Source organism: Pectobacterium atrosepticum (genome assembly GCF_000740965.1).
GTDB classification, from domain to species: Bacteria; Pseudomonadota; Gammaproteobacteria; order Enterobacterales; family Enterobacteriaceae; genus Pectobacterium; species Pectobacterium atrosepticum.
Map to the genome: position 1 here is coordinate 2469122 of NZ_CP009125.1, position 25038 is coordinate 2494159.

20 protein-coding genes and 1 other annotated feature are annotated in these 25038 nt (G+C 49.2%); of the genes, 8 read left to right on the forward strand and 12 right to left on the reverse strand.

Annotated features, from left to right (window positions below; genetic code table 11):
• The first annotated feature begins 49 nt into the window (after positions 1-49).
• Entirely contained in the window at positions 50-685 is a 636-nt protein-coding gene (gene ompW / locus GZ59_RS10880; RefSeq protein ID WP_011093860.1) for an outer membrane protein OmpW, read from the forward strand.
• Positions 686-837: 152 nt separating this feature from the next.
• Here the strand turns inward: ompW and GZ59_RS10885 are convergent, their stop codons facing one another.
• The 8 genes from GZ59_RS10885 to GZ59_RS10920 form a co-directional block, all read right to left on the reverse strand.
• Positions 838-1569, reverse strand: a complete 732-nt coding sequence (locus GZ59_RS10885) for an oligogalacturonate-specific porin KdgM family protein (protein ID WP_011093859.1) — start codon at positions 1567-1569, stop codon at positions 838-840.
• Positions 1570-1954: 385 nt separating this feature from the next.
• Complete coding sequence (gene trpA, locus GZ59_RS10890) at positions 1955-2761, reverse strand: tryptophan synthase subunit alpha (protein ID WP_011093858.1); 807 nt, start codon at positions 2759-2761, stop codon at positions 1955-1957.
• Positions 2761-3954, reverse strand: a complete 1194-nt coding sequence (gene trpB, locus GZ59_RS10895) for a tryptophan synthase subunit beta (protein WP_173361630.1) — start codon at positions 3952-3954, stop codon at positions 2761-2763. Before trpB ends, trpA begins: the two co-directional genes overlap by 1 nt.
• 13 nt (positions 3955-3967) lie before the next feature.
• Positions 3968-5335 (reverse strand): bifunctional indole-3-glycerol-phosphate synthase TrpC/phosphoribosylanthranilate isomerase TrpF, encoded by a 1368-nt coding sequence (gene trpCF / locus GZ59_RS10900; protein WP_011093856.1) that lies wholly within the window; start codon positions 5333-5335, stop codon positions 3968-3970.
• A 7-nt stretch (positions 5336-5342) separates the two neighbouring features.
• Positions 5343-6341, reverse strand: a complete 999-nt coding sequence (trpD, locus tag GZ59_RS10905) for an anthranilate phosphoribosyltransferase (protein ID WP_011093855.1) — start codon at positions 6339-6341, stop codon at positions 5343-5345.
• 83 nt (positions 6342-6424) lie between these two features.
• A complete protein-coding gene (locus GZ59_RS10910; RefSeq protein ID WP_010275261.1) occupies positions 6425-7003 on the reverse strand; it encodes a glutamine amidotransferase-related protein in 579 nt (192 codons plus the stop codon).
• Entirely contained in the window at positions 7003-8565 is a 1563-nt protein-coding gene (locus GZ59_RS10915) for an anthranilate synthase component 1 (RefSeq protein WP_011093854.1), read from the reverse strand. The genes GZ59_RS10910 and GZ59_RS10915 overlap by 1 nt, the downstream gene beginning before the upstream one ends.
• A 31-nt stretch (positions 8566-8596) precedes the next feature.
• Positions 8597-8701 (reverse strand) — a sequence feature (Trp leader region).
• 167 nt (positions 8702-8868) lie between these two features.
• The gene (locus tag GZ59_RS10920; RefSeq protein WP_011093853.1) at positions 8869-9906 is read right to left on the reverse strand and encodes an AraC family transcriptional regulator; all 1038 of its coding nucleotides are present in this window, start codon (positions 9904-9906) and stop codon (positions 8869-8871) included.
• 318 nt (positions 9907-10224) lie between these two features.
• Here GZ59_RS10920 and GZ59_RS10925 point away from each other — a divergent pair, with 318 nt between their 5' ends.
• The 4 genes from GZ59_RS10925 to rluB all read left to right on the forward strand — a co-directional run bounded on the left by GZ59_RS10925 (position 10225) and on the right by rluB (position 14881).
• Positions 10225-12063 carry a glycosyltransferase family 2 protein gene (locus GZ59_RS10925; protein ID WP_011093852.1) on the forward strand — a complete coding sequence of 613 codons (1839 nt, stop codon included), beginning with the start codon at positions 10225-10227 and terminating at the stop codon, positions 12061-12063.
• A 103-nt stretch (positions 12064-12166) separates the two neighbouring features.
• On the forward strand, positions 12167-13063 hold the full coding sequence (gene rnm / locus GZ59_RS10930) for an RNase RNM (RefSeq protein WP_173361608.1): 897 nt from the start codon (positions 12167-12169) through the stop codon (positions 13061-13063).
• Between the two features lie 151 nt (positions 13064-13214).
• Complete coding sequence (locus tag GZ59_RS10935) at positions 13215-13835, forward strand: L-threonylcarbamoyladenylate synthase (RefSeq protein ID WP_014915351.1); 621 nt, start codon at positions 13215-13217, stop codon at positions 13833-13835.
• Positions 13836-13996: 161 nt separating this feature from the next.
• A complete protein-coding gene (rluB, locus tag GZ59_RS10940; RefSeq protein WP_039291746.1) occupies positions 13997-14881 on the forward strand; it encodes a 23S rRNA pseudouridine(2605) synthase RluB in 885 nt (294 codons plus the stop codon).
• A gap of 82 nt (positions 14882-14963) precedes the next feature.
• Here the strand turns inward: rluB and cobO are convergent, their stop codons facing one another.
• Together cobO and GZ59_RS10950 are read right to left on the reverse strand one after the other, a co-directional pair.
• The gene (cobO, locus tag GZ59_RS10945) at positions 14964-15554 is read right to left on the reverse strand and encodes a cob(I)yrinic acid a,c-diamide adenosyltransferase (protein ID WP_039291749.1); all 591 of its coding nucleotides are present in this window, start codon (positions 15552-15554) and stop codon (positions 14964-14966) included.
• 18 nt (positions 15555-15572) lie between these two features.
• Positions 15573-16334: a YciK family oxidoreductase gene (locus tag GZ59_RS10950; RefSeq protein WP_039294970.1), complete on the reverse strand. Its 762-nt coding sequence runs from the start codon at positions 16332-16334 to the stop codon at positions 15573-15575.
• Positions 16335-16691: 357 nt separating this feature from the next.
• On the opposite strand from GZ59_RS10950, the gene sohB reads away from it, so the two are divergent.
• Complete coding sequence (sohB, locus tag GZ59_RS10955; RefSeq protein WP_039294973.1) at positions 16692-17738, forward strand: protease SohB; 1047 nt, start codon at positions 16692-16694, stop codon at positions 17736-17738.
• Positions 17739-17853: 115 nt separating this feature from the next.
• On the opposite strand, the gene GZ59_RS10960 is transcribed toward sohB, so the two are convergent.
• Entirely contained in the window at positions 17854-18123 is a 270-nt protein-coding gene (locus GZ59_RS10960) for a YciN family protein (RefSeq protein WP_039291754.1), read from the reverse strand.
• 370 nt (positions 18124-18493) lie between these two features.
• Between GZ59_RS10960 and topA the strand changes: the two genes are divergently transcribed.
• Both topA and cysB read left to right on the forward strand, forming a co-directional pair.
• A complete protein-coding gene (gene topA / locus GZ59_RS10965; protein WP_039291757.1) occupies positions 18494-21094 on the forward strand; it encodes a type I DNA topoisomerase in 2601 nt (866 codons plus the stop codon).
• Positions 21095-21805: 711 nt separating this feature from the next.
• On the forward strand, positions 21806-22780 hold the full coding sequence (cysB, locus tag GZ59_RS10970) for an HTH-type transcriptional regulator CysB (protein WP_039291760.1): 975 nt from the start codon (positions 21806-21808) through the stop codon (positions 22778-22780).
• A gap of 220 nt (positions 22781-23000) precedes the next feature.
• On the opposite strand, the gene dtpA is transcribed toward cysB, so the two are convergent.
• The gene (dtpA, locus tag GZ59_RS10975) at positions 23001-24518 is read right to left on the reverse strand and encodes a dipeptide/tripeptide permease DtpA (protein ID WP_039291763.1); all 1518 of its coding nucleotides are present in this window, start codon (positions 24516-24518) and stop codon (positions 23001-23003) included.
• Positions 24519-25038 lie beyond the last annotated feature (520 nt).

The following is a 25038-nucleotide window of genomic DNA, read 5'->3' on the forward strand; positions in this document are numbered from 1 at the left end:
TTAGGGGTATATTTCGCTCGAAATTTAAACCCTATATAAGGAGTGGGTAATGAAAAAGGCATCTTTCTTATTGTTGGCGGCGGCATTAATGCCGGCATTGGCACAGGCTCATCAAGAGGGTGATTTCATTGTTCGTGCGGGATCGGCAACCGTACGCCCTTCTGAAAGCTCGGACAACGTGCTAGGTAGCCTGGGGTCGTTTCAGGTTAATAACAATACCCAGTTGGGTCTGACCTTCAGTTACATGGTGACGGATAACATTGGTGTCGAATTGCTGGCTGCAACCCCGTTTAACCACAATGTCGGTTTGCGAAGCACTGGGACAATCGCTGAAGTGAAACATTTGCCGCCGTCTCTAGTGGCACAATATTACTTTGGTGATAAGGAAGATACGCTACGCCCCTATCTCGGCGTAGGCGTGAACTACACCCTGTTCTTCGATGAGAAATTTAATGATACGGGGACAAATGCTGGGCTGAGCGATCTGAGCCTGAAAAATTCCTGGGGCATTGCGGCGCAGGCGGGGTTGGATTACAACCTGGATAAAAACTGGTTGCTCAATATGTCCGTGTGGTGGATGGATATTGATACCGATGTGAAATTTAAAGCCGGTAACGATCAGCAAAGCGTGCATACTCGTCTCGATCCGTGGGCCTTTATGTTTGGCGTAGGTTATCGTTTCTGATTGCGAACTTAATTTTATTCTTTGCGTCAGCAACGGCACGCCATAAAAAAACGGCGAAGTTAATAACTTCGCCGTTTTTATAGACAGGAAATAACAAACCAATAAAGAAAAACTATTTACTATTGAATCTATTCTCTAAATGGCGTTAGCCATTAGAAATTGTATTGTACACCAACGCGGTAGCGAGTTTGACGTTCGTCAGTATTTTTGCTGCCAACCACGTTGCCGACTTCAGCGTAAGGCGTCCAGTTTTTATCGTATTTATACGCTAATTTAAAGTTGTGAGTTAGGCCATAGTTGTCGTTGTCAGCAATGTAACCAGGAGATCCTGCTTTGGTTTTTTTATCGTATTCAAATTCGTATTCAACCACAAAGTTCGCTGGCAGTTTATAACCCAGAGTACTGGTGATAGTATAGCCTTTGATGTCACTAGGGTTCGCCGCGGTATTGGTGTTACCGATGTTGTTACTTTTGCGCAGGTAAGATGCACGGTAGCGCAGACCATAATACAGTGAATCGGTGATGTTAGCCGTGCCTTTGATATAAGGGCGATAGTTGTTGTCGTCTGAAGTAGAAACCATGTTCAGGCCGCCTTCCAGCCCAAAGGTTTTATCGAATTTGTACAGGTAGCTGGCGGTCACTTCAGTACCGTTGCTGACGGTTTCGTTATATGGCTTATTTGGGGTTGTATCACTTTTTGATTGACCCCACTTGCCTTCCAGTGACAGACCAAAACCATTGTCGAAACGGTGGGACATCAGCAGGCGATCTTTATGGTCGTTTTTTGCCGTATCCTGCATTTCATGACGATAGTCAATCGTAACAGCCATGGAGCTTAAGCTGATTAAGGAAGTTACCATCATCGTCAATATTTTAGCTTTCATTTTATTATCCCAAGTCAAAGAGAATTATTATTTAAAAACGCGCTGCCACTTTTGTTCAGCGGTTCCATTCTATTTATTATTTCTTACAGTAATGTGAACGAGATCGTTAAAAAGAGAAAATTTTAAATGATCTCAATTATGTGATTTTCTTCGTATTTTACTGATGGGATTTATGCGGTTTGGAAAATAATGGTTAATTAATTTATTTCTTTAAAGTGATGGTAAATAATTATTTCAATTTGAAAATAATTCTTACAATTATAACTAATTAGACATTAAATAATAATTGAATATATTAATCGTTAATTAAATAAGAAATAATTTGAAACATTATTGGGCGCGCGACATCGCTTGCGTTAAGCACAAATCGCGCGCCTGAAAAGTCTTATGAACGTGTAGCCGCTTTCATTTCACTCACAAAGGCGTGTAACTCTGACAGCATGACATCAGGCTGGTTCAGATTTTTTTCGATAATCCGGACGATGGCAGAGCCAGAAATGGCCCCCGCTGCACCTGACGCTACTGTTTCACGCACTTGGGCAGGATCAGAAATGCCAAATCCTTGTAGTGGCGGAGCAGCGTGATACTCGTTCAGTTTGGCAACCAGATGATTCAGCGGCAACTGAGCACGTTTTTCTGCCCCCGTCACGCCCGCGCGTGAAACCAGATAGGTATAGCCACGGCCATAAGAGGCGATCTCTCGCAGCAGTTCATCATCAGCATTGGGTGGACAGATAAATATAGGGGCAATACCGTGCCGCAGCGCTGCGGCACGGAAAGCGGCTGACTCGACCACCGGGACATCTGCCACTAAAACCGAATCGACGCCAACCTCTGCACAGCGCTGATAAAATTCATCAATGCCGTTGCTGAAAACCAGATTGGCATACATCAGCAGGCCGATTGGAATTTCCGGGTATTTCTGGCGTATGGCCGCCAGCATTTCGAAACATTGCCCTGACGTGACGCCTGCGGCAAAGGCGCGCAGGTTAGCATCCTGAATGGTTGGGCCGTCCGCTAGCGGGTCAGAGAAGGGGACCCCCAACTCTAGCGCATCGGCACCGGCGGCAATCAACGTATCGATAATCTTCAGTGACTGCTCGGGGGACGGATCGCCTAGCGTGACAAAGGGGACGAACGCGCCTTCTTTTTTCTCTGACAGGCGTGTAAACAACTGTTGATAGCGCTCCATTAGATTTCTCCCCGATCTTTCAAAATATCGTGCACGGTAAAGATGTCTTTATCACCACGTCCGGACAGGTTGACCACCAGCAGTTGCTCTTTCTCCGGCTCCGCTTTGATCATCTTCAAGGCGTGTGCCAGCGCATGGGAGGATTCCAGTGCAGGGATAATACCTTCACCGCGGCAGAGCGCTTTGAAGGCATCCAGCGCTTCATCATCGGTAATCGAGACATAGTCTGCACGGCCGATGCTGTTCAGGTAGGCGTGCTGCGGCCCTACGGATGGGAAATCCAGCCCAGCGGAAATAGAATAGGACTCTTCAATTTGTCCGTCAGATGTTTGCATCATCGGGGACTTCATACCGAAATAAATACCGACGCGGCCATGCTTTAACGGTGCACCGTGCTGCCCAGATTCAATGCCTAAGCCGCCCGGCTCAATGCCGATCAGGCGAACGTGAGTATCGTCGATGAAATCAGCGAACATGCCAATTGCGTTAGAGCCGCCGCCGACACAGGCCAGCACCGCATCCGGCAAGCGACCTTCTTTTTCCAGGATCTGCGCTTTCGTCTCTTCACCAATCATACGTTGGAATTCGCGTACGATAGTTGGGTAAGGGTGCGGACCTGCCGCCGTTCCCAGCAGATAGTGTGCCGTTTCATAGCTGCCAGACCAGTCACGCAGCGCTTCGTTACAGGCATCTTTCAGCGTGGAAGAACCGCTATGAACTGGAATCACTTCTGCACCCATCAAGCGCATGCGGAAGACGTTCGGCGACTGACGCTCAACGTCTTTTGCACCCATATAAACGCGGCATTTCAGGCCAAGCAGGGCGCAAGCCAGCGCCGTCGCGACGCCGTGTTGTCCCGCACCGGTTTCAGCGATGATTTCACTTTTACCCATGCGCTTAGCCAGCAATGCCTGTCCAAGCACCTGATTCGTTTTGTGCGCGCCGCCGTGCAGCAGATCTTCACGCTTCAGGTACAGCTTGGTTTTCGTCCCAGCCGTCAGGTTTTTGCATAGGGTTAATGCTGTCGGGCGACCCGCATAGTTTTTCAGCAGATCGGTAAATTCAGCCTGAAATTCAGGATCTTTTTGTGCGCTGACGAAAGCCTCTTCCAGCTGGCGCAACGCCGGGATGAGGATCTGCGGAACAAACTGTCCGCCGAATTCACCGAAATAAGGGTTGAGTAATGTCATAATTTTCCCGTCTGTTTTAGTGTTGCTGCTGACGTAACGTCGCAAAAACGGCAGCAATTTTATGTGAATCTTTTTTCCCCGGTTCGCTTTCCACCCCGGAATTGAAATCCAGTCCTGCGCAACCTTGCCGTGCCGCCAGTGCGCAGTTATCGCTATTCAGTCCACCGGCTAACAGCACGTTATCCAGTGACTGATTGTCCAGCAGCGACCAGTTGAAGGTTTTACCGCTGCCGCCCTGACCGTTGTCAAACACGTAGCGATCGACGTGAGTGAGATTACGCTCTGGCAGCACATCCGTGATGCTCAGTGCTTTCCAAATCTGGCACGTTGCAGGTAATTGCTGGCGTAGCTGGTCGATCGTCTGTTGATCCTCATCGCCATGTAGTTGAACAGCCGCTAACCCCAACTGCGTCGTGATAGCAACGATATGAGCGACGGGCGCATTGCGGAAAACGCCGACATAACGCAGTGGCGCACCCTCAATGACATCGGCCGCTTGTTTGGCGTCGATATAGCGTGGAGAACTGGCGACGAAGATTAAACCGCCGTAGAGCGCACCCGCATGATAGGCGGCCTGTGCATCAGCTGCGCGCGTCAGGCCGCAGACCTTGTTTTCACCCAGAATAACGCGGCGTACCGCGCCGTTCAGATCCGGTTCAGACATCAGTGAACTGCCGATCAGGAAGCCCTGAGCAAAAGCGCTGAGTTCACGAATCTGTGCCTGGCAGTTGATACCGGATTCGCTGATCACGGTGACGCCAGCAGGCAGACGCGGTGCGAGCGTCCGGGTACGGTTGAGGTCAATGGAGAGATCGCGCAGGTCGCGGTTGTTGATCCCAACGACGCGTGCTTCGAGCTGAATGGCCCGCAGCAGCTCTTCTTCATTACTAACTTCTGTCAACACGCCCAGCTTCAGGCTGTGCGCCACTTCGGCCAGTTGCTGATATTGCTCGTCGTCCAGCACGGATAGCATCAGCAGAATGGCATCGGCCTGATAGTAGCGTGCCAGATAGATCTGGTAGGGCGAAATAATAAAGTCTTTGCACAACACCGGCTGATGGACTGCCGCGCTAACCTGCGGCAGGAAGGCAAAATCGCCCTGAAAATACTTTTCGTCAGTCAAAACGGAAATAGCAGACGCGTAATCTTTATAGACCTGAGCTATCGCTACCGGGTCGAAATCATCGCGAATCAATCCCTTCGACGGTGACGCCTTTTTGCATTCAAGAATAAAGGCGGGCTTATCTTGTTTCAGCGCCTGATAAAAGTCGCGCTGGCTGGGAACGATCTCATGCTGAAAAGAGGCCAGCGGCTGTGCTTTTTCTCGTTCCGCAACCCAGAGCGCTTTATCACGCACAATTTTATGTAATACGGTTTCCTGCATGGTTCCATTATCCTCTGGCGGACAGGGCGATAACGCGCTGATAAGCCTGTCCACTATGAATGACTTCAAGCGCCTGTTGCGCATTTTGGCGCAGATCTTCTTGTCCGAATAATCTCAGGAGCAGCGCAACGTTGGCGGCAACCGCCGCGGCGTGCGCGCGTTCACCTTTACCTTGTAGCAGTGACGCGAGAATGTCACGATTTTCTTCTGGCGTACCGCCTTGTAATGCCGATAGCGGATGCGTATCCAGCCCGAAATCGCGGTGCGTCAGTTCGTAGGTTTCGATCTCGCCATGGTTCAACTCGGCAACCTGCGTCGGTGCATGAATCGCGACTTCATCCATTCCGCCACCGTGTACAACCGCGGCACGCTGGTAGCCCAGCACTTTCAGCGTTTCGGCGATAGGGCGAACCAATTCGGGGCTATACACGCCAATCAGCGCCAGCGGTGGACGAGCGGGGTTAACCAACGGCCCCAGCACGTTGAAGACGGTGCGTGTTTTGAGCTGCTGACGTACCGGCATGGCATGACGGAAGCCCAGATGGTATTGCGGAGCAAACAGGAAACACACGCCCAGGTCGTCCAGCGCCTGACGGGAATCCTGTGCGCTCATATCCAGCTTAATGCCGAAAGCGGAGAGTAAGTCAGAGGAACCGGAACGGCTGGATACGCTACGGTTGCCGTGCTTGGCGATTTTCAGACCACAGCTGGCAGCAACGAAGGCACTGGCCGTCGAAATATTGATGCTGTTGGTGCCGTCACCGCCTGTGCCGACGATATCGGCAAATAAATAGTCAGGGCGCGGGAACGGCTGCGCATCGGCCAGCAGAGCCGTGGCAGCACCGGCGATCTCATCGGGATGTTCGCCGCGCACTTTCATACTAATCAACGCCGCTGCCAGTTGGCTGGCTTCCAGTTCACCGCGAATAATGGCACCAAACAGCGCCTGACTTTCCTGACGGCTGATGCTGTTCGCGCCGTATAATTTTTCCAGTATGTGTTGCATGGTAATGACATCCTGAGCAGTAGACGGTTCCTGGGTCTTAGACGACGGTTGTGTAGAAGACAGTTGCATAATCGTATCCCTCGTTAAGCCAGCGCCCAGTCCAGCGTTTGTTCCAGCAGTCGAGCGCCGTGCGTGGTCAGGATCGACTCAGGATGGAATTGAAAACCGCAGACGCGATCGGCATCGTTCCGCACGGCCATGACCATCGTGTTGAAGTGTGCGTTGACGGTCAGCGTCGACGGAATGTTGCTGCCGACCAGCGAGTGGTAGCGAGCGACGGGCAATGGATGCGGTAAACCGCTAAACATGCCGCTGGCATCGTGGTCGATGGCAGACGCCTTGCCGTGCAGGATTTCACCCGCCTGACCGACATGGCCGCCGTAGGCTTCCACAATGGCCTGATGGCCGAGGCAAATGCCGATAATCGGCAACTGACCGCGCAAACGTTGCAGCAGCTCAGGCATACAACCCGCTTCGGCTGGCGTGCCGGGGCCGGGGGAGAGCATCAGGATCGGTTTTTCCATTTGCTGTAACCGCGCGATGATGACGTCGGCAGGCAGATGGTTACGGTAAATCACGACCTGATGACCGCTGGCACGCAGCTGATCCACCAGGTTGTAGGTGAATGAATCGATGTTATCGAGCAGCAGGATATCGGCCATCAGAAAATCTCCTTTGCATGGTGCGCGCTGGCAATGGCTCGCAGTACGGCCCGGGCTTTATTGCGTGTTTCGTCGGCTTCGGCTTGAGGGTTAGAATCCAGCACCACGCCCGCACCGGCCTGAACAGTGGCAATACCGTCTTCGACATAGGCGGAGCGAATGACGATGCAGGTGTCCAGGTCGCCGTGAGCGGTGAAGTAGCCCACCGCGCCGCCGTAGCTGCCGCGTCGGGTTTTCTCACTTTCGGCAATCAGCTGCATGGCCCGAACTTTCGGCGCGCCGCTTAGCGTGCCCATATTCATGCAGGCGCGGTAGGCGTGCAGCACATCTAAATCTTCACGCAATGTCCCCACAACGCGGGAGACCAGATGCATGACAAAGGAATAGCGGTCCACTTTGGTCAAGTCAGCAACGTAACGGCTACCCGGCTGACAGATGCGCGCCAGATCGTTACGGGCTAAATCTACCAGCATCAAATGCTCAGCCAGCTCTTTATGGTCGGTACGCATTTCCAGTTCAATACGGCTATCGAGATCGCGATCCAGCGAGCCATCGGCACGGCGACCGCGCGGGCGAGTACCGGCAATCGGATAGATTTCGATTTGACGGCTGTCTGCATCGTATTTCAGCGAGCTTTCCGGCGAGGCACCGAACAACGTGAAGTCTTGATCCTGCATGTAAAACATGTAAGGGCTGGGATTGCTATCCTTCAGCGTTTGGTAGGCGGCCAGCGGTGAAGGACACGGCAGAGAGAAACGACGTGACGGCACGACCTGGAAAATTTCACCGATGCGGATAGCTTCCTGCATCTGGCTGACGACTTCCCCGAAAGCCTCATCGCTCTGGTTGCAGCTCAGCGTCATGTCTTCGATGGACTGACGCGGCAGCGCGGGCGCGGGCTGAGTGAGCTGAAGTTGCAGCTGTTCCAGACGCTGTTGCAGACGCTGCTTTTCGCTATGGTTCGGTGTAAACAGGCTGGCTTGCAGAGCGGTCACACGTTTTTGGTGGTCAAGCACCAGCAGCGTTTCTGCCAGATAGAAGCAAAAATCCGGGCAACGCTGCTGCTGGTTCAGCGCAGGTAATTCTTCAAACCCGGCGACCAGATCGTAGGCGAACAGGCCGCCGAGAAACATAGCTTCACGCTCATCTATCGGGCAGGCGACCAGCGTCAGAATCTGACGTAAGGCGTCAAACACGGACAGCGAACGCAGGCGAGCATCTTCGTCCTGCATGGCGTCTGCCAGTGGGAACGTGAGTTCACGACCGTTCGGACGCGGCTGATTGATAATCTCCACTGGCAGCGCGGCATCCAGAAGCGGCAGAAGGCTGGCGCCGTTTGCCGTGAGTGCCTGAATGGAAACGTGCTGACCCAGTGCGGTGATGCGTAGTGCGCTATCTACGATCAACAGGCTTTTCAGGTTTTCCTTGCTGTCGATTTCAGCCGACTCTAACAGCAACGTTGCCGGTCTGGCACCGCAGAGCTGATGGAAGATGGCGCTGGGGTCGTTACGGTAAACGGCCTCAATACGCAGCAGTTCCAGTTTAGGTTGTGTTGTTTGCATTCTTGCTACCCGTTTAATGTTGTGACCATCAAATAAAAAGCCCGCTTAGTTAAGCGGGCCTGGGAATATCTGCATGTGTGATAACAGCGATGCGTGATTAGTCCACCCGCGAGAGGGAAGAGCGCCACCAACCATGCTTCATCATTTTCTGCGTTGCCATTATCATCATCTCACTGTTTGTATACTGATTACTGTCTGCGCACTGCGCTTGTGTACTAGTTAACTGGTTCGGGGATAAAATGTCAACACCTTCAATAGGATTATTTTATCGATGCTTTACATCATAAAAAGGCAGCAGTTATGTCATTTCATAGGCAAGCATGCCTTCTTACAACCTCTTTCACGAAAGAACCCAGGAGATGACCTGAACCAGCGTAGGCATGCACGGTGGAAACTACTGAGATCTTTATATCCAACCAATTCAGCAACTTGAGAAAGCGAATATTGGCTATATATGAGATAATATTCTGCAAGATTCATTTTAACGTCCTCAAGTATATCCTTGAAATAAGCCCCTTCTTCTTCCAGACGCCTCTGTAATGTCCGGGGAGTCATAAAAAGGTCAGATGCGACAGAATGAATATTGCACGAACCGGTTTCTAGTTTTTTGTTAATGCTGTCTCTTACTCGGCTCTTTATTGTTTTATTAAAAAGAATGTCGATCAAGCAGGTTGCGTGTTTTTCATGCAATTTGAAAAGTGACGCATTGGAAGTAACCAATGGCATTAACAGGATCTCTGCATTCAGATAAACACAATTTCGATGTGTGCCAAAGGTCATTGGGCAAGCAAATAGCGTTTCATATTTTCTTATGCCATAGGGTTGTGGATAACTAAATTCCATGGAAGAAAAATGAGTAAAATTAGCAGCAGTGAGCCACTGACAATAAGCCAGTAAACTGGCAACCGTTAATTCATGAAATTGACGAGTGATTTCTTTGTTTTTATCTTGTGGGTAAAGATAAGTAAATCCTATGCAGTATGTGTTTGTGTTTTTCTTATCTAACGTTAGCTGACAGCCGCTGTATAACAGTCTAGAAAAACGGCAAAGGCATTCAAGTGCATGTAATAAATTGTCACTACTCATCATAATATAATTAACGATATCATAATCACCAGGGTGAAAGTATTCATAAGATAGTAACCCAAAACTTTCTTTTCCCTGACTGGCATAGGCAATGTTAAGCAATTTTTGAATGTTATAAACACTGGTGAATTCATCACCGATTTCTTCACTCCTATAGCGTATTGTTGCATCGTTTGATAGCGCGTCTACGATTACCCCTTCCTTTTTTAATATATTCTCTAATGATGTTATATATTTTTTTCTTATTAAATACATGGTGGGTACACTCCTTGTTTTATTTTTTATCTCATCCAATAAGTAACTTTATGGGAACAGGTTTAATTTATCAAAAATGTCATTTAATGGCAAATAAGTGTCATCGTTAAACATTGTCAAATGTAGAATATTTTTTTTGGCATAGATAATCAAAATAATGTCATCATTTCCCTTAATAATAAATCGGCGAATAAGATATTAATATTGCGTTAATCATGATGATTATCATCATTCAGGGCGTGTTTTGATATCACCATCTTAATGGTGTGAAAACTATCACCCCCTGATTATTACAAATATTTCTTAATGGGGCTTTTAATGTTTGAATTTATCTCTCTTGATAGGGATGGTGTTTTATATATTGCTGCTTTCTTGGTGATAATAAGATCTGTGTCACTCTATATTTTTTCGAAAGGAAACAATGTTGATAAGGCCAATGTCAACATATTGATGCTGGTTTTTTTTCTGCTCTTTATGACAGCATCCTCCCTTTCATCGTGGCCGCTTATTTATTTTTTGGCACTGTTTTTCGTCGGCAGTATTATCTCTTTCACATGGTTCACATACTCAGGAATGATAACCCCGTTTGGGTCGGGACTTACAGCAATTAGCACTACTTTGCTTTTATGTCTGCTCAGCTACATGCTTTCTTTTTATGAAACGTTTGTCGAACATGGTTTTCAGGCTATTTTTATTGCTATTTTTTTATTTTCGATAATAACATCGATTTATTCATTTTACTATTTGCCATTTTCTCAAAACTCCTTGTTTTATCTTAATTTCAAGAGAAATAAAAAAGTGATGCATATCCAGAGTGTTAGTGAAGTCTACTCACCCAAAGTCACTATCCATCTGCCTTGCTATTCTGAACCGCCAGAAATAGTAATCAATACGCTGAATAGTATTTCCGCATTAGATTATGACAATTATGAAGTTATCGTCATAGATAATAACACTCGGGATGAAACACTCTGGAAACCCGTGGAAAAACACTGTAGCATGTTGGGTGAGAAATTCAGATTTTATCATGTTCCTGTACTAGCAGGAGCAAAAGCTGGAGCATTGAATTATGCATTGAAAATCACGTCTTCTGATACTGAGTTGATCGCTGTTATTGATGCGGATTATATCACCGAACCCGATTTTATTCGACGCTACGTCAAAATTTTTAAAGATGAAAACGTCGGTTTTGTTCAGACTAGCCATGATTACTATAATCATCAATCAAGCCCTGTTATGGAAGGCGCCTATTATTTCTGGACATTATTCCATAAAATAGAACTGCCATCATATACCGAAATTAACGCTGCATTTACCGTCGGGACGATGTGTATTTTGAGGCGGAATATATTGGAGAAGGTAGGAGGGTGGGATGAAACTGCATTGACAGAGGATTCTGAGCTTGCAGTAAGAATGCATGCGCAGGGATATATAGGTTACGTATTCGCTGATACGGTAGGAAGAGGACTGATTCCTACAACTTTTTCTGATATGAAAAAACAGCAAGTTAGATGGACTGCGGGGCCTGTTCAACAATTACTTAAACATTGGCGGCTGTACTTCGGTTTTTCGAGTGAAAATAAAATGACCCTCAATCAAAGAGTCATGGAAATTAGACATAGTACATCCAGAATCAAACCCGTTTTTTCGCTAATATCACTTCATATTATGGTGGTGGTGAGCTTCTTTCTCTTGAGCGGGAATGTTTATTTATCTATTCCTTATGAATTTATCGTTTTCTTTTTATGCATGTTGATAAGCACCTTTATTGAAAAAATGGCCTATTTTAGATTATTTAATTGCTCAGGGATTCTTCCCGTTTTCTATCATGGGATTATGGCTCGGGCGTTAGAGTGGACTTTTATTTACGGAGTCATTTCATCACTGTTTGGTTTTTCAATGAAATGGGATAGGACAAATAAATTTGAAAATTCGAAGAGCATTAAGCGTGCATTTTTAGCATCAAAAATAGAGGTGGTAATGAGTGTCTTTTTTTTCTTATACTCATTTTTTTTATTATCCGGAAATCATTCTGGTTATAATGATTTTGTTTTCCTTACAGGTATTGCATGCCTTGTTAAAGGGATAGGTTTCCTGTGTGCGCTGCTTGTGGCTTCCTTACTGGAAAACAATTTGCGTATCCTGGAAGCACCTTAAAAATCTCGTAGGGGAAAGGAGAGAAAAGGGCACGCAGAGAAGATGAGAATTACCCTTTTCCTCCTATTGATGGCATCATGCGGCCTTCGCATTATTCTTGTTAATGGATAGGCTTGTGCCAGAAGATTCTCAACCGATATCGTCGTTCCCACTTTATGATTTGCATAGCCATACCACGGCATCTGATGGTCTTTTAACGCCGACGGCGCTGGTCAGTCGGGCGGTAGACATGCGGGTGAGCGTGCTGGCCATTACCGATCACGACACGACGGCTGGACTTGACGAAGCGCAACATGCGATTGCACAACAGGGGCTGCCGCTGAGATTGGTTTCCGGCGTGGAGATCTCCACGCTGTGGGAAAACCATGAGATCCATATTGTCGGATTGGGGATGGATACTGCACACCCTGCATTGACGAGGTTGCTGCAACAGCAGGCGGCGTGTCGGCAAAGTCGGGCGGAGCAGATCGCGGCTCGACTGGAAAAAAACCGCATTCCTGATGCGCTGGCTGGCGCACAGCGTCTGGCGACCGGAGGGCAGATTACACGCGCGCATTTTGCACGTTATCTGATCGAACTGGGTATCGCGGCGAATATGAATCAGGTGTTCAAAAAATATCTGGCGAAAGGCAAAATCGGTTACGTGCCACCGCAGTGGTGCACCATCCCGCAAGCGATTGAGGCGATTCATCAATCCGGCGGTGTGTCGGTGTTGGCGCATCCGGGGCGCTACGATTTGACGGCCAAATGGCTAAAGCGCCTGTTAGCTACCTTCGCAGAAAGCGGCGGGATCGCGATGGAAGTGGCGCAATGCCAGCAGGCACCGGATGAGCGAACACAGTTGGGACGCTATGCGCGTGACTACAACCTGATGGCGTCGCAAGGATCGGATTTCCACCTGCCGTGCGCCTGGATTGAGCTGGGCCGCAAGCTGTGGCTGCCTGCCGATGTCGAACCCGTTTGGCACCATCCGCTATTGGTGGAGGCTGGCAGCGCATAGCCGCGTTGATGCCACGACACTCTTTTTGAAATAACAAATTCATGGAATAACAATCTTTTACCGTCAACACGTTCTATAATAATCCTTATTGCACGATGAAGCGGGTTGGAATGAACAGCGCCGCGAAATGTCAGACGTACGAGGTAGGGTCATGAGCCAGTTTTTCTATATTCACCCACAGAATCCGCAGCCGCGATTGATTAATCAGTCGGTCGAGTTTTTGCATAAAGGTGGGGTGATTGTTTATCCAACGGATTCCGGTTATGCGTTGGGCTGTATGTTGGGCGAAAAGAACGCACTGGAACGCATCTGCCGGATTCGCGATCTGGGGAGCGATCATAACTTCACGCTGATGTGTCGCGATCTGTCCGAACTGTCGACGTATGCCCATGTTGATAACTCGGCTTTTCGGTTGATTAAAAATAATACACCCGGTAATTACACATTTATTCTGAAAGCGACGAAAGAGGTTCCTCGCCGCTTAATGAATGAAAAGCGTAAAACCATCGGCCTGCGCGTGCCGTCCAATCCTATCGCACTGGAGCTGCTGGCCGCGCTGAATGAACCGTTGATGTCGACGACGCTGATGCTGCCGGGAAATGATTTCGCCGAATCCGATCCAGAAGAAATTCAGGACAGATTGGGAAAACAGGTGGATTTGATTATTCATGGCGGTTCGCTGGGTCAACAGCCGACGACGGTTATCGACTTGACCGAGTCCGTGCCGCGCGTCGCCCGCGAAGGTACCGGTGATGTCACGCCGTTCTTATAAACGCGGCGACGAGCGGTAACAATGGGAATACAAATGGCGTGAAGATCGGTATAATCGCGCCAGTTTTTAATACGACAAACGATTTTTACGTAACCTGCTGATTTTTATAAGCAGTTATGACTCCCCCCGACGCCTGGGAAGGCGACACTAGAGGTTGCTCAATGAGCGAAAAGTTACAAAAAGTTCTGGCGCGTGCCGGACATGGCTCACGCCGCGAAATTGAAGGTATCATTCAGGCTGGACGCGTCAGCGTTGACGGTAAGATTGCCACTCTGGGCGATCGCGTTGAAGTGACGAAAGCCACCAAAATCCGTATTGATGGTCATGTGGTTACCGTTAAGGAAACCGAAGAGTCCGTGTGCCGCGTACTGATGTACTACAAACCGGAAGGTGAGTTGTGCACCCGTAACGATCCTGATGGCCGCCCGACAGTATTTGACCGTCTGCCAAAAATTCAGGGTTCTCGCTGGGTTGCAGTAGGGCGTCTGGACGTGAATACCTCCGGCCTGCTGCTGTTCACGACCGACGGTGAGTTAGCCAACCGCCTGATGCACCCCAGCCGTGAGGTTGAGCGTGAATACGCCGTGCGTGTTTTCGGTGAAGTTGACGACGAAAAGATCAAACAGCTGAGCAAAGGCGTACAGCTGGAAGACGGCCCGGCATCATTCCGCACTATCCGCTATCAGGGCGGTGAAGGTCTGAACCAGTGGTATAACGTAACGCTGACAGAAGGGCGTAACCGTGAAGTTCGTCGTCTGTGGGAAGCGGTTGGCGTGCAGGTTAGTCGCCTGATTCGCGTACGCTACGGCGACATTACGTTGCCAAAAGGTATTCCACGCGGTGGCTGGGCAGAAATGCCGCTGGAACAGCTGAACTATCTGCGTGAATTAGTGCAGCTTCCAGCAGAGACAGTGTCGAAACTGCCGGTTGAGCGTGAACGCCGTCGGGTGAAAGCGAACCAGATCCGCCGTGCGGTAAAACGTCACAGCCAGATCAACAGCGCGCCAGCACGTCGTACATCTCCAAAGCCGAAACGTAACGGCTAAGCTTTTCTCTATATACGCTTCACGGGCAGCCTTCGCTGCCCGTTTTCATTTAGCCCATTACTGATAGCTATGGGACTAAAGACTACCAGTCAATGCCTTGTTGTGCCTGAATCCCGTAATCAAACGCATGCTTTACTGGACGCATTTCCGTCACGGTATCGGCCATTTCGAGCAAATCACGGTGGCAGCCACGACCGGTGATGATCACAGTCTGTCCTGCGGGGCGCTGCTTCAATGCAGTGACAACGTCACTTAAATCTAGATAATCATAGCTAATCATATACGTCAGCTCATCTAATACGACGAGGTCAAGCAGTGGATCGGCCAGCATCCGTTTCCCTGCTTGCCAGACATGTTGTGCCGCTTCGGTATCCGTCTGGCGATTCTGCGTATCCCAGGTAAAACCGGTTGCCATCACCTGAAATTCTACGCCGTGCTGCTGCAGCAGGTTCTTTTCACCGTTTGGCCATTCACCTTTAATAAACTGGATCACACCAGCCTGTAACCCGTGGCCTATCGCCCGCGTGACGGTGCCAAACGCGGCTGTCGTTTTCCCTTTCCCATTCCCAGTGAACACAATCAGGATACCGCGCGTTTCATTCGCGGCGGCAATACGGGCATCGACCTTTTCTTTCAGACGCTGTTGGCGTTGCTGGTGGCGTTCATCGCTCATATTGAGTGCTCTTGTCTATTATTCGGCTGGACCGGCTTTTCTACCCGGCTGAGCATCAAAACTCATCCCTGTTTTACGGCGGCTATCATCGCCCATCAGGTAGAGATACAGCGGCATGATATCTGCTGGCGTTTTCAGCTTCATTGGATCTTCGCTGGGGAATGCCGACGCGCGCATACCCGTACGCGTTCCGCCGGGATTAATACAGTTCACCCGCAGATTGTGCGAACGATACTCATCTGCCAGCACCTGCATCAGGCCTTCTGTAGCGAACTTGGATACGGAGTAGGCTCCCCAGTTAGCACGACCTTCGCGGCCGACGCTGGAACTGGTGAAAACCAGAGAAGAGCATGGCGATTTCAATAACAGCGGCAGTAGCGCTTGCGTCAACATGAAAGTCGCGTTGACGTTGACCTGCATAACCTGATGCCAGATCTCCGGTGTTTGCTGTACAACAGGGACAATTTCCCCGAGCAATCCGGCGTTGTGAAGCACGCCATCCAGATGGGGTACAACCTGTGACAGCTCGTCTGCCAACTGAAAGCACTGTGCAGAGGATAAGGCCAGCATATCGCAGACGACAACGTGTGCTGTCGTACCGTGTTCTTGTTCGATCTGCTGCTTAACCGTTTGCAGTTTGCTTTCCGTTCGTCCTAATAAGATAACGTGTGCGCCATACCGAGCATAAGTCAGTGCGGCTTCCCGACCAATGCCGTCACCCGCGCCGGTGACCAGAATGATGCGGTTTTGCAGTAAATCGATTTTAGGTTGGTAGTGCACAATGAATTCCTCTTGCCGCGACGCAGAACGTTCACGCTTCAGATAATAGACCTGCCATAGCATATCGACCCGATGCGAGCTGTCGGGGCGTGCGGTTCGGAACGTCAGGTGAAGGCGCATCCAAACAGGGCGAATGGGGGTGTTATGCCTCAAATACCGCACGTTTTCAATGAGACTGCCTCTATTTATCCCTGTGCTGTTGTAAAAAGCAGCAATAGGCATAAAAACCACAGGAATAACATCGCCATATTGCGTGCCATCAGTTAGGTTATAGGAAGGGAATGGCGTGCGACGTCAAGGCCATGGTTGGTGAGTAGGCCAACATTAATTAATACTCAGTCAATGAGGACGGTGTTTGTGGAATTACTTTCTCTGTACGGTTTATTCCTGGCTAAGGCACTCACCATCGTGGTGGCTATTGGTGCCTTAGTCGTTCTGGCATTCGGGATGACGCAGCGTAAGCGCCAGCATAAGGGTGAGTTGCAGGTCACGAATCTGGGCGAGCAATATCAGGAAATGCAGCGTGAAATGCAGACCGCCTGTATGAGCGACACCGAACGTAAGCTGTTATCTAAACAAGAAAAAAAGAAAGAAAAAGAAACGGCTAAGCAAGATAAACAGCGCGCCAAGCGTGGCGAAGAGAAAAGTGTAAAACCGTGCCTGTACGTTCTCGATTTCAATGGCAGTATGGATGCGGGAGAAGTCAGTTCGCTACGTGAAGAAATCTCCGCCGTACTCGCCGTGGCGAAACCGAAAGACGAAGTGTTGTTGCGTCTCGAAAGCCCCGGCGGTGTAGTACACGGTTATGGGTTGGCTGCGTCGCAATTACAACGTCTGCGCCAAGGCGGCGTACGTTTGACGGTTGCGGTCGATAAAGTGGCTGCCAGCGGTGGATATATGATGGCCTGCGTGGCCGACCGTATCGTAGCAGCGCCTTTTGCCATTGTGGGTTCTATTGGCGTTGTGGCACAAATCCCCAATTTCCACCGTTTGCTGAAAAACAAAGACATTGATGTTGAACTGCATACCGCGGGTGAATTTAAACGCACATTGACGCTGTTTGGTGAGAATACTGAACAAGGCCGCGAGAAATTCCGCGAAGATCTGAATGTCACGCATACGCTGTTTAAGGACTTTGTACAGCAGATGCGTCCGTCCCTGGATATTGATTCGGTTGCAACCGGAGAGCACTGGTTTGGCACTCAGGCGAAAGATTTAGGATTGATAGATGCTATCGGCACCAGTGACGATCTGCTCATTGCCGAAATGGCGAATCATGAAGTATTAAGCGTACGCTATACGCGCCGTAAACGTCTGCTGGATCGTCTGACGGGCAGTGCGGGAGATACCGCTGAACGTCTGATGCTACGCTGGTGGCAGCGTGGTTCGAAGCCTCTGCTGTAACCGATAATTGTTATGCCTATCAATCTCCCCTAAATAATTCGAGTTGCAGGAAAGCCAACGTACATGCAGCTTGAAGTATGACGGGGAAATGCCCGCAAACTGCGGGCATTTGCGTCTAATCGACCAAATAATATTTTTCGGATAAAACATGCGCAAGATGTTTGAACATGTTAAATACAGCAGTACTTTTTAAGGTTGGTATTCCGCTCTCATCGAGAAAAAACTCACCGCGAAAAACGAGCACGCCGCTTTTTTGTTCTACGCTATCAGCGACCATTCCGTGCAAATAATCATCGTGATGTTTAATGATGTCATTGGCTTCAACTAATAAGCTCTGGCGGTCAATAGGACGTTTTTCTTCATTAACCTGGTGTTCAGGTGACATGATTACTACTCCTGTACTCACCCTTGAAAAAGGGGGGTAGTTACACTATATCAACAATGTTATTTCGAAAACCAATGCGGCTATTTCAAAAATAAACACTGTTATTTCAAAAACTGCATCAAGATAAAGGGTACTGCGATCCGGTTTCAGCGTAAAGTGCAGATTATGATGCAAATGGGCTACATTTTAGGGGCTTACCTGCCGATATTCAATTTAGCAGGAAGCGGATAAAACTGGATTTCCATGCTAATTAGGTTGCGTGGCAGTATTTATCAGGTAGAGTGTGGGATTTTGCGCAGTCAGTAGAATCCGCTCTGAATGCCCCGAAAAATATCTGATTTTCAGAAGAATTCAGCAGGTAATAGTACATATGGGTAAAGCTCTCGTTATCGTCGAGTCCCCGGCAAAAGCCAAAACGATCAATAAGTATTTAGGCAATGACTACGTGGTGAAATCCAGCGTCGGTCATGTGCGCGATTTGCCGACGAGCGGCTCAGTTAGTAAAAAGAGCGCGGACTCAACGACTAAAGATAAAACGAAAAAGAAAGTCAAAAAGGATGAGAAATCCGCGCTGGTTAATCGTATGGGCATCGATCCTTATCATGATTGGAAAGCCAACTACGAAATACTGCCGGGTAAGGAGAAGGTTGTCTCCGAATTAAAAACGCTGGCGGAAAATGCTGACCACATCTATCTCGCAACCGACCTTGACCGCGAAGGGGAAGCCATTGCCTGGCACCTGCGGGAAATCATTGGTGGTGACGATCAGCGTTTCAGCCGCGTGGTGTTTAACGAAATCACGAAAAATGCCATTACACAGGCGTTTGAAAAACCAGACACGTTGAATATTGACCGCGTTAATGCACAGCAGGCGCGCCGGTTTATGGATCGCGTTGTGGGGTACATGGTTTCCCCGTTGCTGTGGAAAAAAATTGCTCGTGGCCTGTCTGCTGGGCGCGTGCAGTCGGTTGCGGTGCGCCTGATTGTCGATCGCGAGCGTGAAATCAAAGCGTTCGTGCCGGAAGAATATTGGGAATTGCACGCCGACTTGCTGGCGGGCAGCGATATTCAACTGCAAATGCAGGTGACGCACCACAACGGCAAACCGTTTAAGCCAGTCAATAAAGAGCAAACGCATGCGGCGGTCAGTCTGCTGGAAAACGCACGCTATGTGGTTGCTGACCGTGAAGATAAGCCGACCAGTAGCAAACCGGGCGCGCCGTTCATCACATCCACGCTGCAACAGGCTGCCAGTACGCGTCTTGGTTTTGGCGTGAAAAAGACCATGATGATGGCACAGCGTCTGTACGAAGCGGGCTACATTACCTACATGCGTACCGACTCAACGAACCTCAGTCAGGATGCACTGACGATGGTGCGTGGCTATATCGGCGAAGAGTTCGGCAAGCGCTACCTGCCGGAAGCGGCGACCGGCTACAGCAACAAAGAAAATTCACAGGAAGCGCATGAAGCCATTCGTCCTTCCGATGTCGGCGTACTGGCCGACAGCCTGAAAGATATGGAAGCCGATGCGCAGAAACTGTATCAGTTGATTTGGCGTCAGTTCGTCGCCTGTCAAATGACGCCAGCGCAATACGATTCCACCACGTTAATCGTGGAAGCCGCAGATTATCAACTGCGCGCGAAAGGTCGCACGCTGCGTTTCGATGGCTGGACGAAAGTCATGCCAGCGCTGCGTAAAAATGATGAAGATCGTACGTTGCCGACCGTTGCGGTGGGCGAAGGGCTGTCGTTGCAGAAACTGCTGCCAGGACAACACTTCACCAAACCACCGGCACGCTACAGCGATGCTTCTCTGGTTAAAGAGCTGGAAAAACGCGGTATTGGGCGTCCATCTACCTACGCCTCTATTATTTCAACCATTCAGGATCGCGGCTATGTACGGGCGGAAAACCGCCGTTTCTACGCCGAGAAAATGGGTGAAATCGTTACCGATCGACTGGAAGAAAACTTCCGCGAATTGATGAATTACGATTTTACCGCACGAATGGAAAGCCGCCTCGATCAGGTCGCCAACAATCAGGCAGAATGGAAAGCGGTGCTAGATGAGTTCTTCAACGAATTTAGCCAGCAGTTGGAAAAGGCAGAACAGGATCCTGAAGAAGGCGGTATGCGGCCTAATGCGATGGTGTTGACCAGCATTGACTGTCCTACCTGCTCTCGTCAAATGGGTATTCGCACCGCCAGTACCGGGGTGTTTCTGGGCTGTTCCGGCTATGCACTGCCGCCGAAAGAGCGCTGTAAAACCACGATCAATCTGATACCAGAAACTGAAGTTCTGAACGTGTTAGAAGGTGATGAAGCCGAAACTAACGCGCTACGTGCTCGTCGTCGCTGTGAAAAATGTGGTACGGCGATGGACAGCTACCTGATTGATAATCAGCGTAAACTGCACGTTTGCGGGAATAATCCGGCCTGTGATGGGTATGAGATCGAAGCTGGCGAGTTTCGCATCAAGGGCTATGATGGGCCGATCGTTGAGTGCGAGAAATGTGGTTCCGAAATGCATCTCAAAATGGGACGCTTCGGCAAATACATGGCCTGCACCGGCGAGACGTGTAGTAACACGCGTAAGATCCTACGTAATGGCGATGTTGCACCACCGAAAGAAGATCCGGTGCCGTTGCCTGAGCTGTCCTGTGAGAAGTCCGATGCGTATTTCGTATTGCGTGACGGTGCGGCAGGGGTATTCCTTGCGGCCAATACGTTCCCGAAATCTCGTGAAACACGGGCACCGCTGGTAGAAGAACTGGATCGATTCAAAGATCGTTTGCCGGAAAAACTGCGCTATTTGGCCGATGCCCCTGTTGCAGATAAAGACGGCAATAAAACGCAGGTGCGTTTCAGCCGTAAAACCAAACAGCAATATGTCTCGTCAGAAAAAGACGGCAAGGCAACGGGCTGGTCGGCGTTTTATATTGACGGAAAATGGGTTGAAGGGAAGAAGTAACCCTTACGCACCGTTGTGTTTGTGCGTTTAAAATAGCCCAATCGAGCCAGCCGCAAGGCTGGCTTTTTTTATCATAAAAATATCCTGATAAAACAGGCGTATGAGGATAGTCTTGCGGTAGCATGAAGATTGTTGATCCGTGATAGAGAATCATGCGGTTTACCTCGGTGATAATCGCACGCACTGCGTTCTTTATCGCTGCAGTCATGCAAAAATGGTTATATAAAAATAATTTTTATGATTAAATGACATTAATTGATGGAAATATGCGCCGGACGGTTAAGGCGTAATCAAGGTTAATATATCCCAAATAATTCGAGTGGCAGGACAAAAACGGCAAGGCGTTTTTGAACAGCGCTTGCGCTGACCCGAAGGGGTGAGGCCATAAGGCCGAATAACGCGGCAAGAGAGGGACAAATTCGTCGAGAACGAATTTGACCAGCCAACGGCTGGCCTTCGGTGAGAGACAGGATGTCTCTCGTTTCATCCCGATGAGCTTACTCAGGTAAGTGATTCGGGTGAATGACAAATCAGCCAGAGGGCAGATTTGAACGCTGCTTGCAGCGACCCCAACGGGGCGAGGTCCACGTGAGTGGGCCGAGTAGCGCAGCCAACGCACATGCAGCTTGAAGTATTACGGGTATAAAACGGAACGTCGTCAGAACGTCGTGAGATGCTACACGCACACTTCAATTGGGAATGGGATAAATTATGAAACTACAACAGCTTCGTTATATTGTTGAAGTTGTTAATCACAACCTGAATGTGTCTTCTACCGCAGAAGGGTTGTACACCTCCCAGCCGGGGATCAGTAAACAGGTCCGCATGCTGGAGGATGAGTTGGGTATTCAGATTTTCGCCCGTAGTGGAAAACACCTGACACAGGTGACACCCGCTGGACAGGAAGTCATCCGCATCGCACGTGAAGTGTTGTCGAAAGTCGAGGCTATCAAAGCGGTTGCCGGAGAGCACACCTATCCCGATAAAGGGTCGCTGTACGTCGCAACTACCCATACGCAGGCTCGCTACGCGCTGCCAAGCGTTATCAAAGGTTTCATCGATCGCTATCCTCGCGTATCGCTGCACATGCATCAGGGTTCACCGACGCAGATTGCCGAGGCTGTTGCGAAAGGATCTGCTGATTTTGCTATTGCGACGGAAGCGCTGCATCTGTACGACGATCTGATCATGCTGCCGTGCTACCACTGGAATCGCGCAGTAGTCGTAAAACCGGATCACCCGCTGGCATCCAAAACAGACATCACTATTGAAGAGCTGGCCGCTTATCCCATCGTTACCTATACCTTTGGCTTTACGGGGCGTTCTGAGCTGGATACCGCGTTTAACCGAGCGGGTCTCACGCCGCGCATCGTCTTTACCGCAACAGATGCTGATGTGATTAAGACCTACGTGCGTTTAGGACTGGGCGTGGGGGTGATTGCCAACATGGCGGTTGATCCGCAGACGGAAACCGATCTGGTGACCATCAACGCGAACAGCATCTTTAGCTATAGCACCACGAAAATTGGTTTCCGCCGCAGCACATTCCTGCGCAGCTACATGTACGATTTCATCCAGCGTTTTGCTCCGCATTTAACGCGTGATGTTGTCGATTCTGCCGTTGCGCTGCGCTCGAATGATGAAATTGAAGCGATGTTTAAAGACATTACGCTGCCAGTGAAGTAAGCATCAACAGCCGTACTTAAGCCTTGAAAGCAAAAAAGCCAGACAGTGTCTGGCTTTTTATCATCTATCATCTATCATCTATCTATCTATCTATCTATCTATCTATCTATCTATCTATCTATCTATCTATCTATCTATCTATCTATCTATCTATCTATCCTCAAACGCTTCACCAACAACACCTCACCCCGTTATCCGAGCGAGGTGTTAGGGCGGGTTATCAGGCAGATGCTGTGGTCGTGACGGTATCCACAGGGGCGTCGGTAACATCCTGCGTCATACGTGTCAATTTTGGTGCGGTCAGCAGCATCAGAACGGCGATGATGCCCGTGACGATGCCAATCTGCAGGAAGACATTGCTATAAATCTCAAGAGACGCGTGCGGATCTACGACGTTCTCTGGCACTGCCATCATATTGGCGACGTAGCCTGCGATAATCGCGGCGCCGGCTGATGTCAGGAACCAGGCACCCATGATGAAGCCCATCAGGCGCTGTGGCACCAGTTGAGCGACCATCGCCAGACCCAGACCGGAAATCATTAACTCCCCGATACTTTGCAGGCCATAGCAGAGGATCAGCCAGTTGACGGACATGATACCCTGTTCGTTTGCCATGCTAGCGCCCCACGGCAGCACCAGAAACGCACCGGAACACAACACCATACCAATCGCAAACTTGTGCGCCATCGGCAGTTGGTCGCCCATTTTGTTGTAAACCGCCGCCAAAATTGGGCTGGCCACCATGATCCAGAATGGATTGAGCGCTTGATACTGCTCTGGCTCAAAGGTAAAACCTAAAATAGAGTGCTCAACGTTGCGAATAGCAAAGAAGTTCAGCGATGTTGGCATCTGGTTGTACAGTACGAAGAAAACGACGGCTTCCAGCATCAGCAGAAGTGCCACGATCATTTTCCGACGTTCAGCACCGCTCACGGCCAGCATCTCTTTAATGAAGATGGCGACAACTGCCAGTGAAATAAGCGTCAGAATCCAGCGAGCGACGCTCTGGTTGTGTAACAACCAGGTGGAAATGGCGACCAGCGCGACAATACCCGCAAGGGTGATGGCAAGTTTCAGCAGATTAATTGGCTGAAAATCTGGCTGAGAACCTTGTGTGCTAACCCACTTACGACAGAACATGAAGTTGATCAGCGTCAGAATCATACCGACCACGCTTAGGGAGAAGGCAACGCTCCAGCCATAGCGCGCGGCAAGCACCGGTGTAGCCAGCATAGAAAAGAAGGAGCCGATGTTCACCGACATATAGTACATGGTGAAGGCACCATCCAGACGAGGGTCGTCTTTCGCGTAGCAGGTGGACAGCAGGGCTGACGGATTGGCTTTAAACAATCCGTTACCGACGGCAATCGTTGCCATGCCGATATAGACCCACGTAACGCTGTGGCCCGAGTAGGAAATCATGGCGTAGCCGAATGCCAACACGATAGCACCCAGCACGATGACACGTTTGGTGCCGAGGACTTTGTCGCCCAACCAGCCGCCAATGGCGACGAAACCGTAAACCAGCGCGCTGAAAGAGGAGAAAAGGGTGATGGAATCCGTTTCGGACATGCCCAGCATTTTGACCAGATAAACCGCCATAATGCCCTGCAGACCGTAGTAACCAAAACGCTCCCACAGTTCGATGCTAAAGATGAGATAAAACGCTTTTGGTTGTTTGAATGCGTTCATGCTGACGCTTTCGGGGGATTCGCTGTTGTTGTTTGCTGTTGACACAAAGACCTCTGATTTTACATATCTCGCTTTTTTTAACGAGAAAATAACAAGAGTGAGACAGTGAAACTGCAACCTCTTTTGATTGTTATGGGGAGGAAAAACGGCGTTATATTGACGTTATTTTACGGACAGGCAAGTCGTTTGACATGTTTTGTTACAAGTGGTTTTTGTAGTGGGATAAAACCAGAAAATAAATGTTATGCAGAGTTTAATTTCAGAACTTGCTTTTGCTTCAAATGATTATCTCGGTTTATCGCATTTGTTTTTTGTAAAAGGGATATAATCTGCCTTTTACTTAAAACCAAGACAATATCATTAACTATGAATGAATATGCGGTTTAATCTTTTGCATATTACTAAATATGCAGTGAGTGTAAAAATTCATCAACGGCAGGCAATAAGACCAATCTCGATATAGTTGCTCCATGTGACTTTCAATCCCTGAATTTCCTATTAAAAATAACTTATTAGCCTTAAATAGTGGTTACTTGTGTTTTTATACAGCTTTTGAACGAGGATC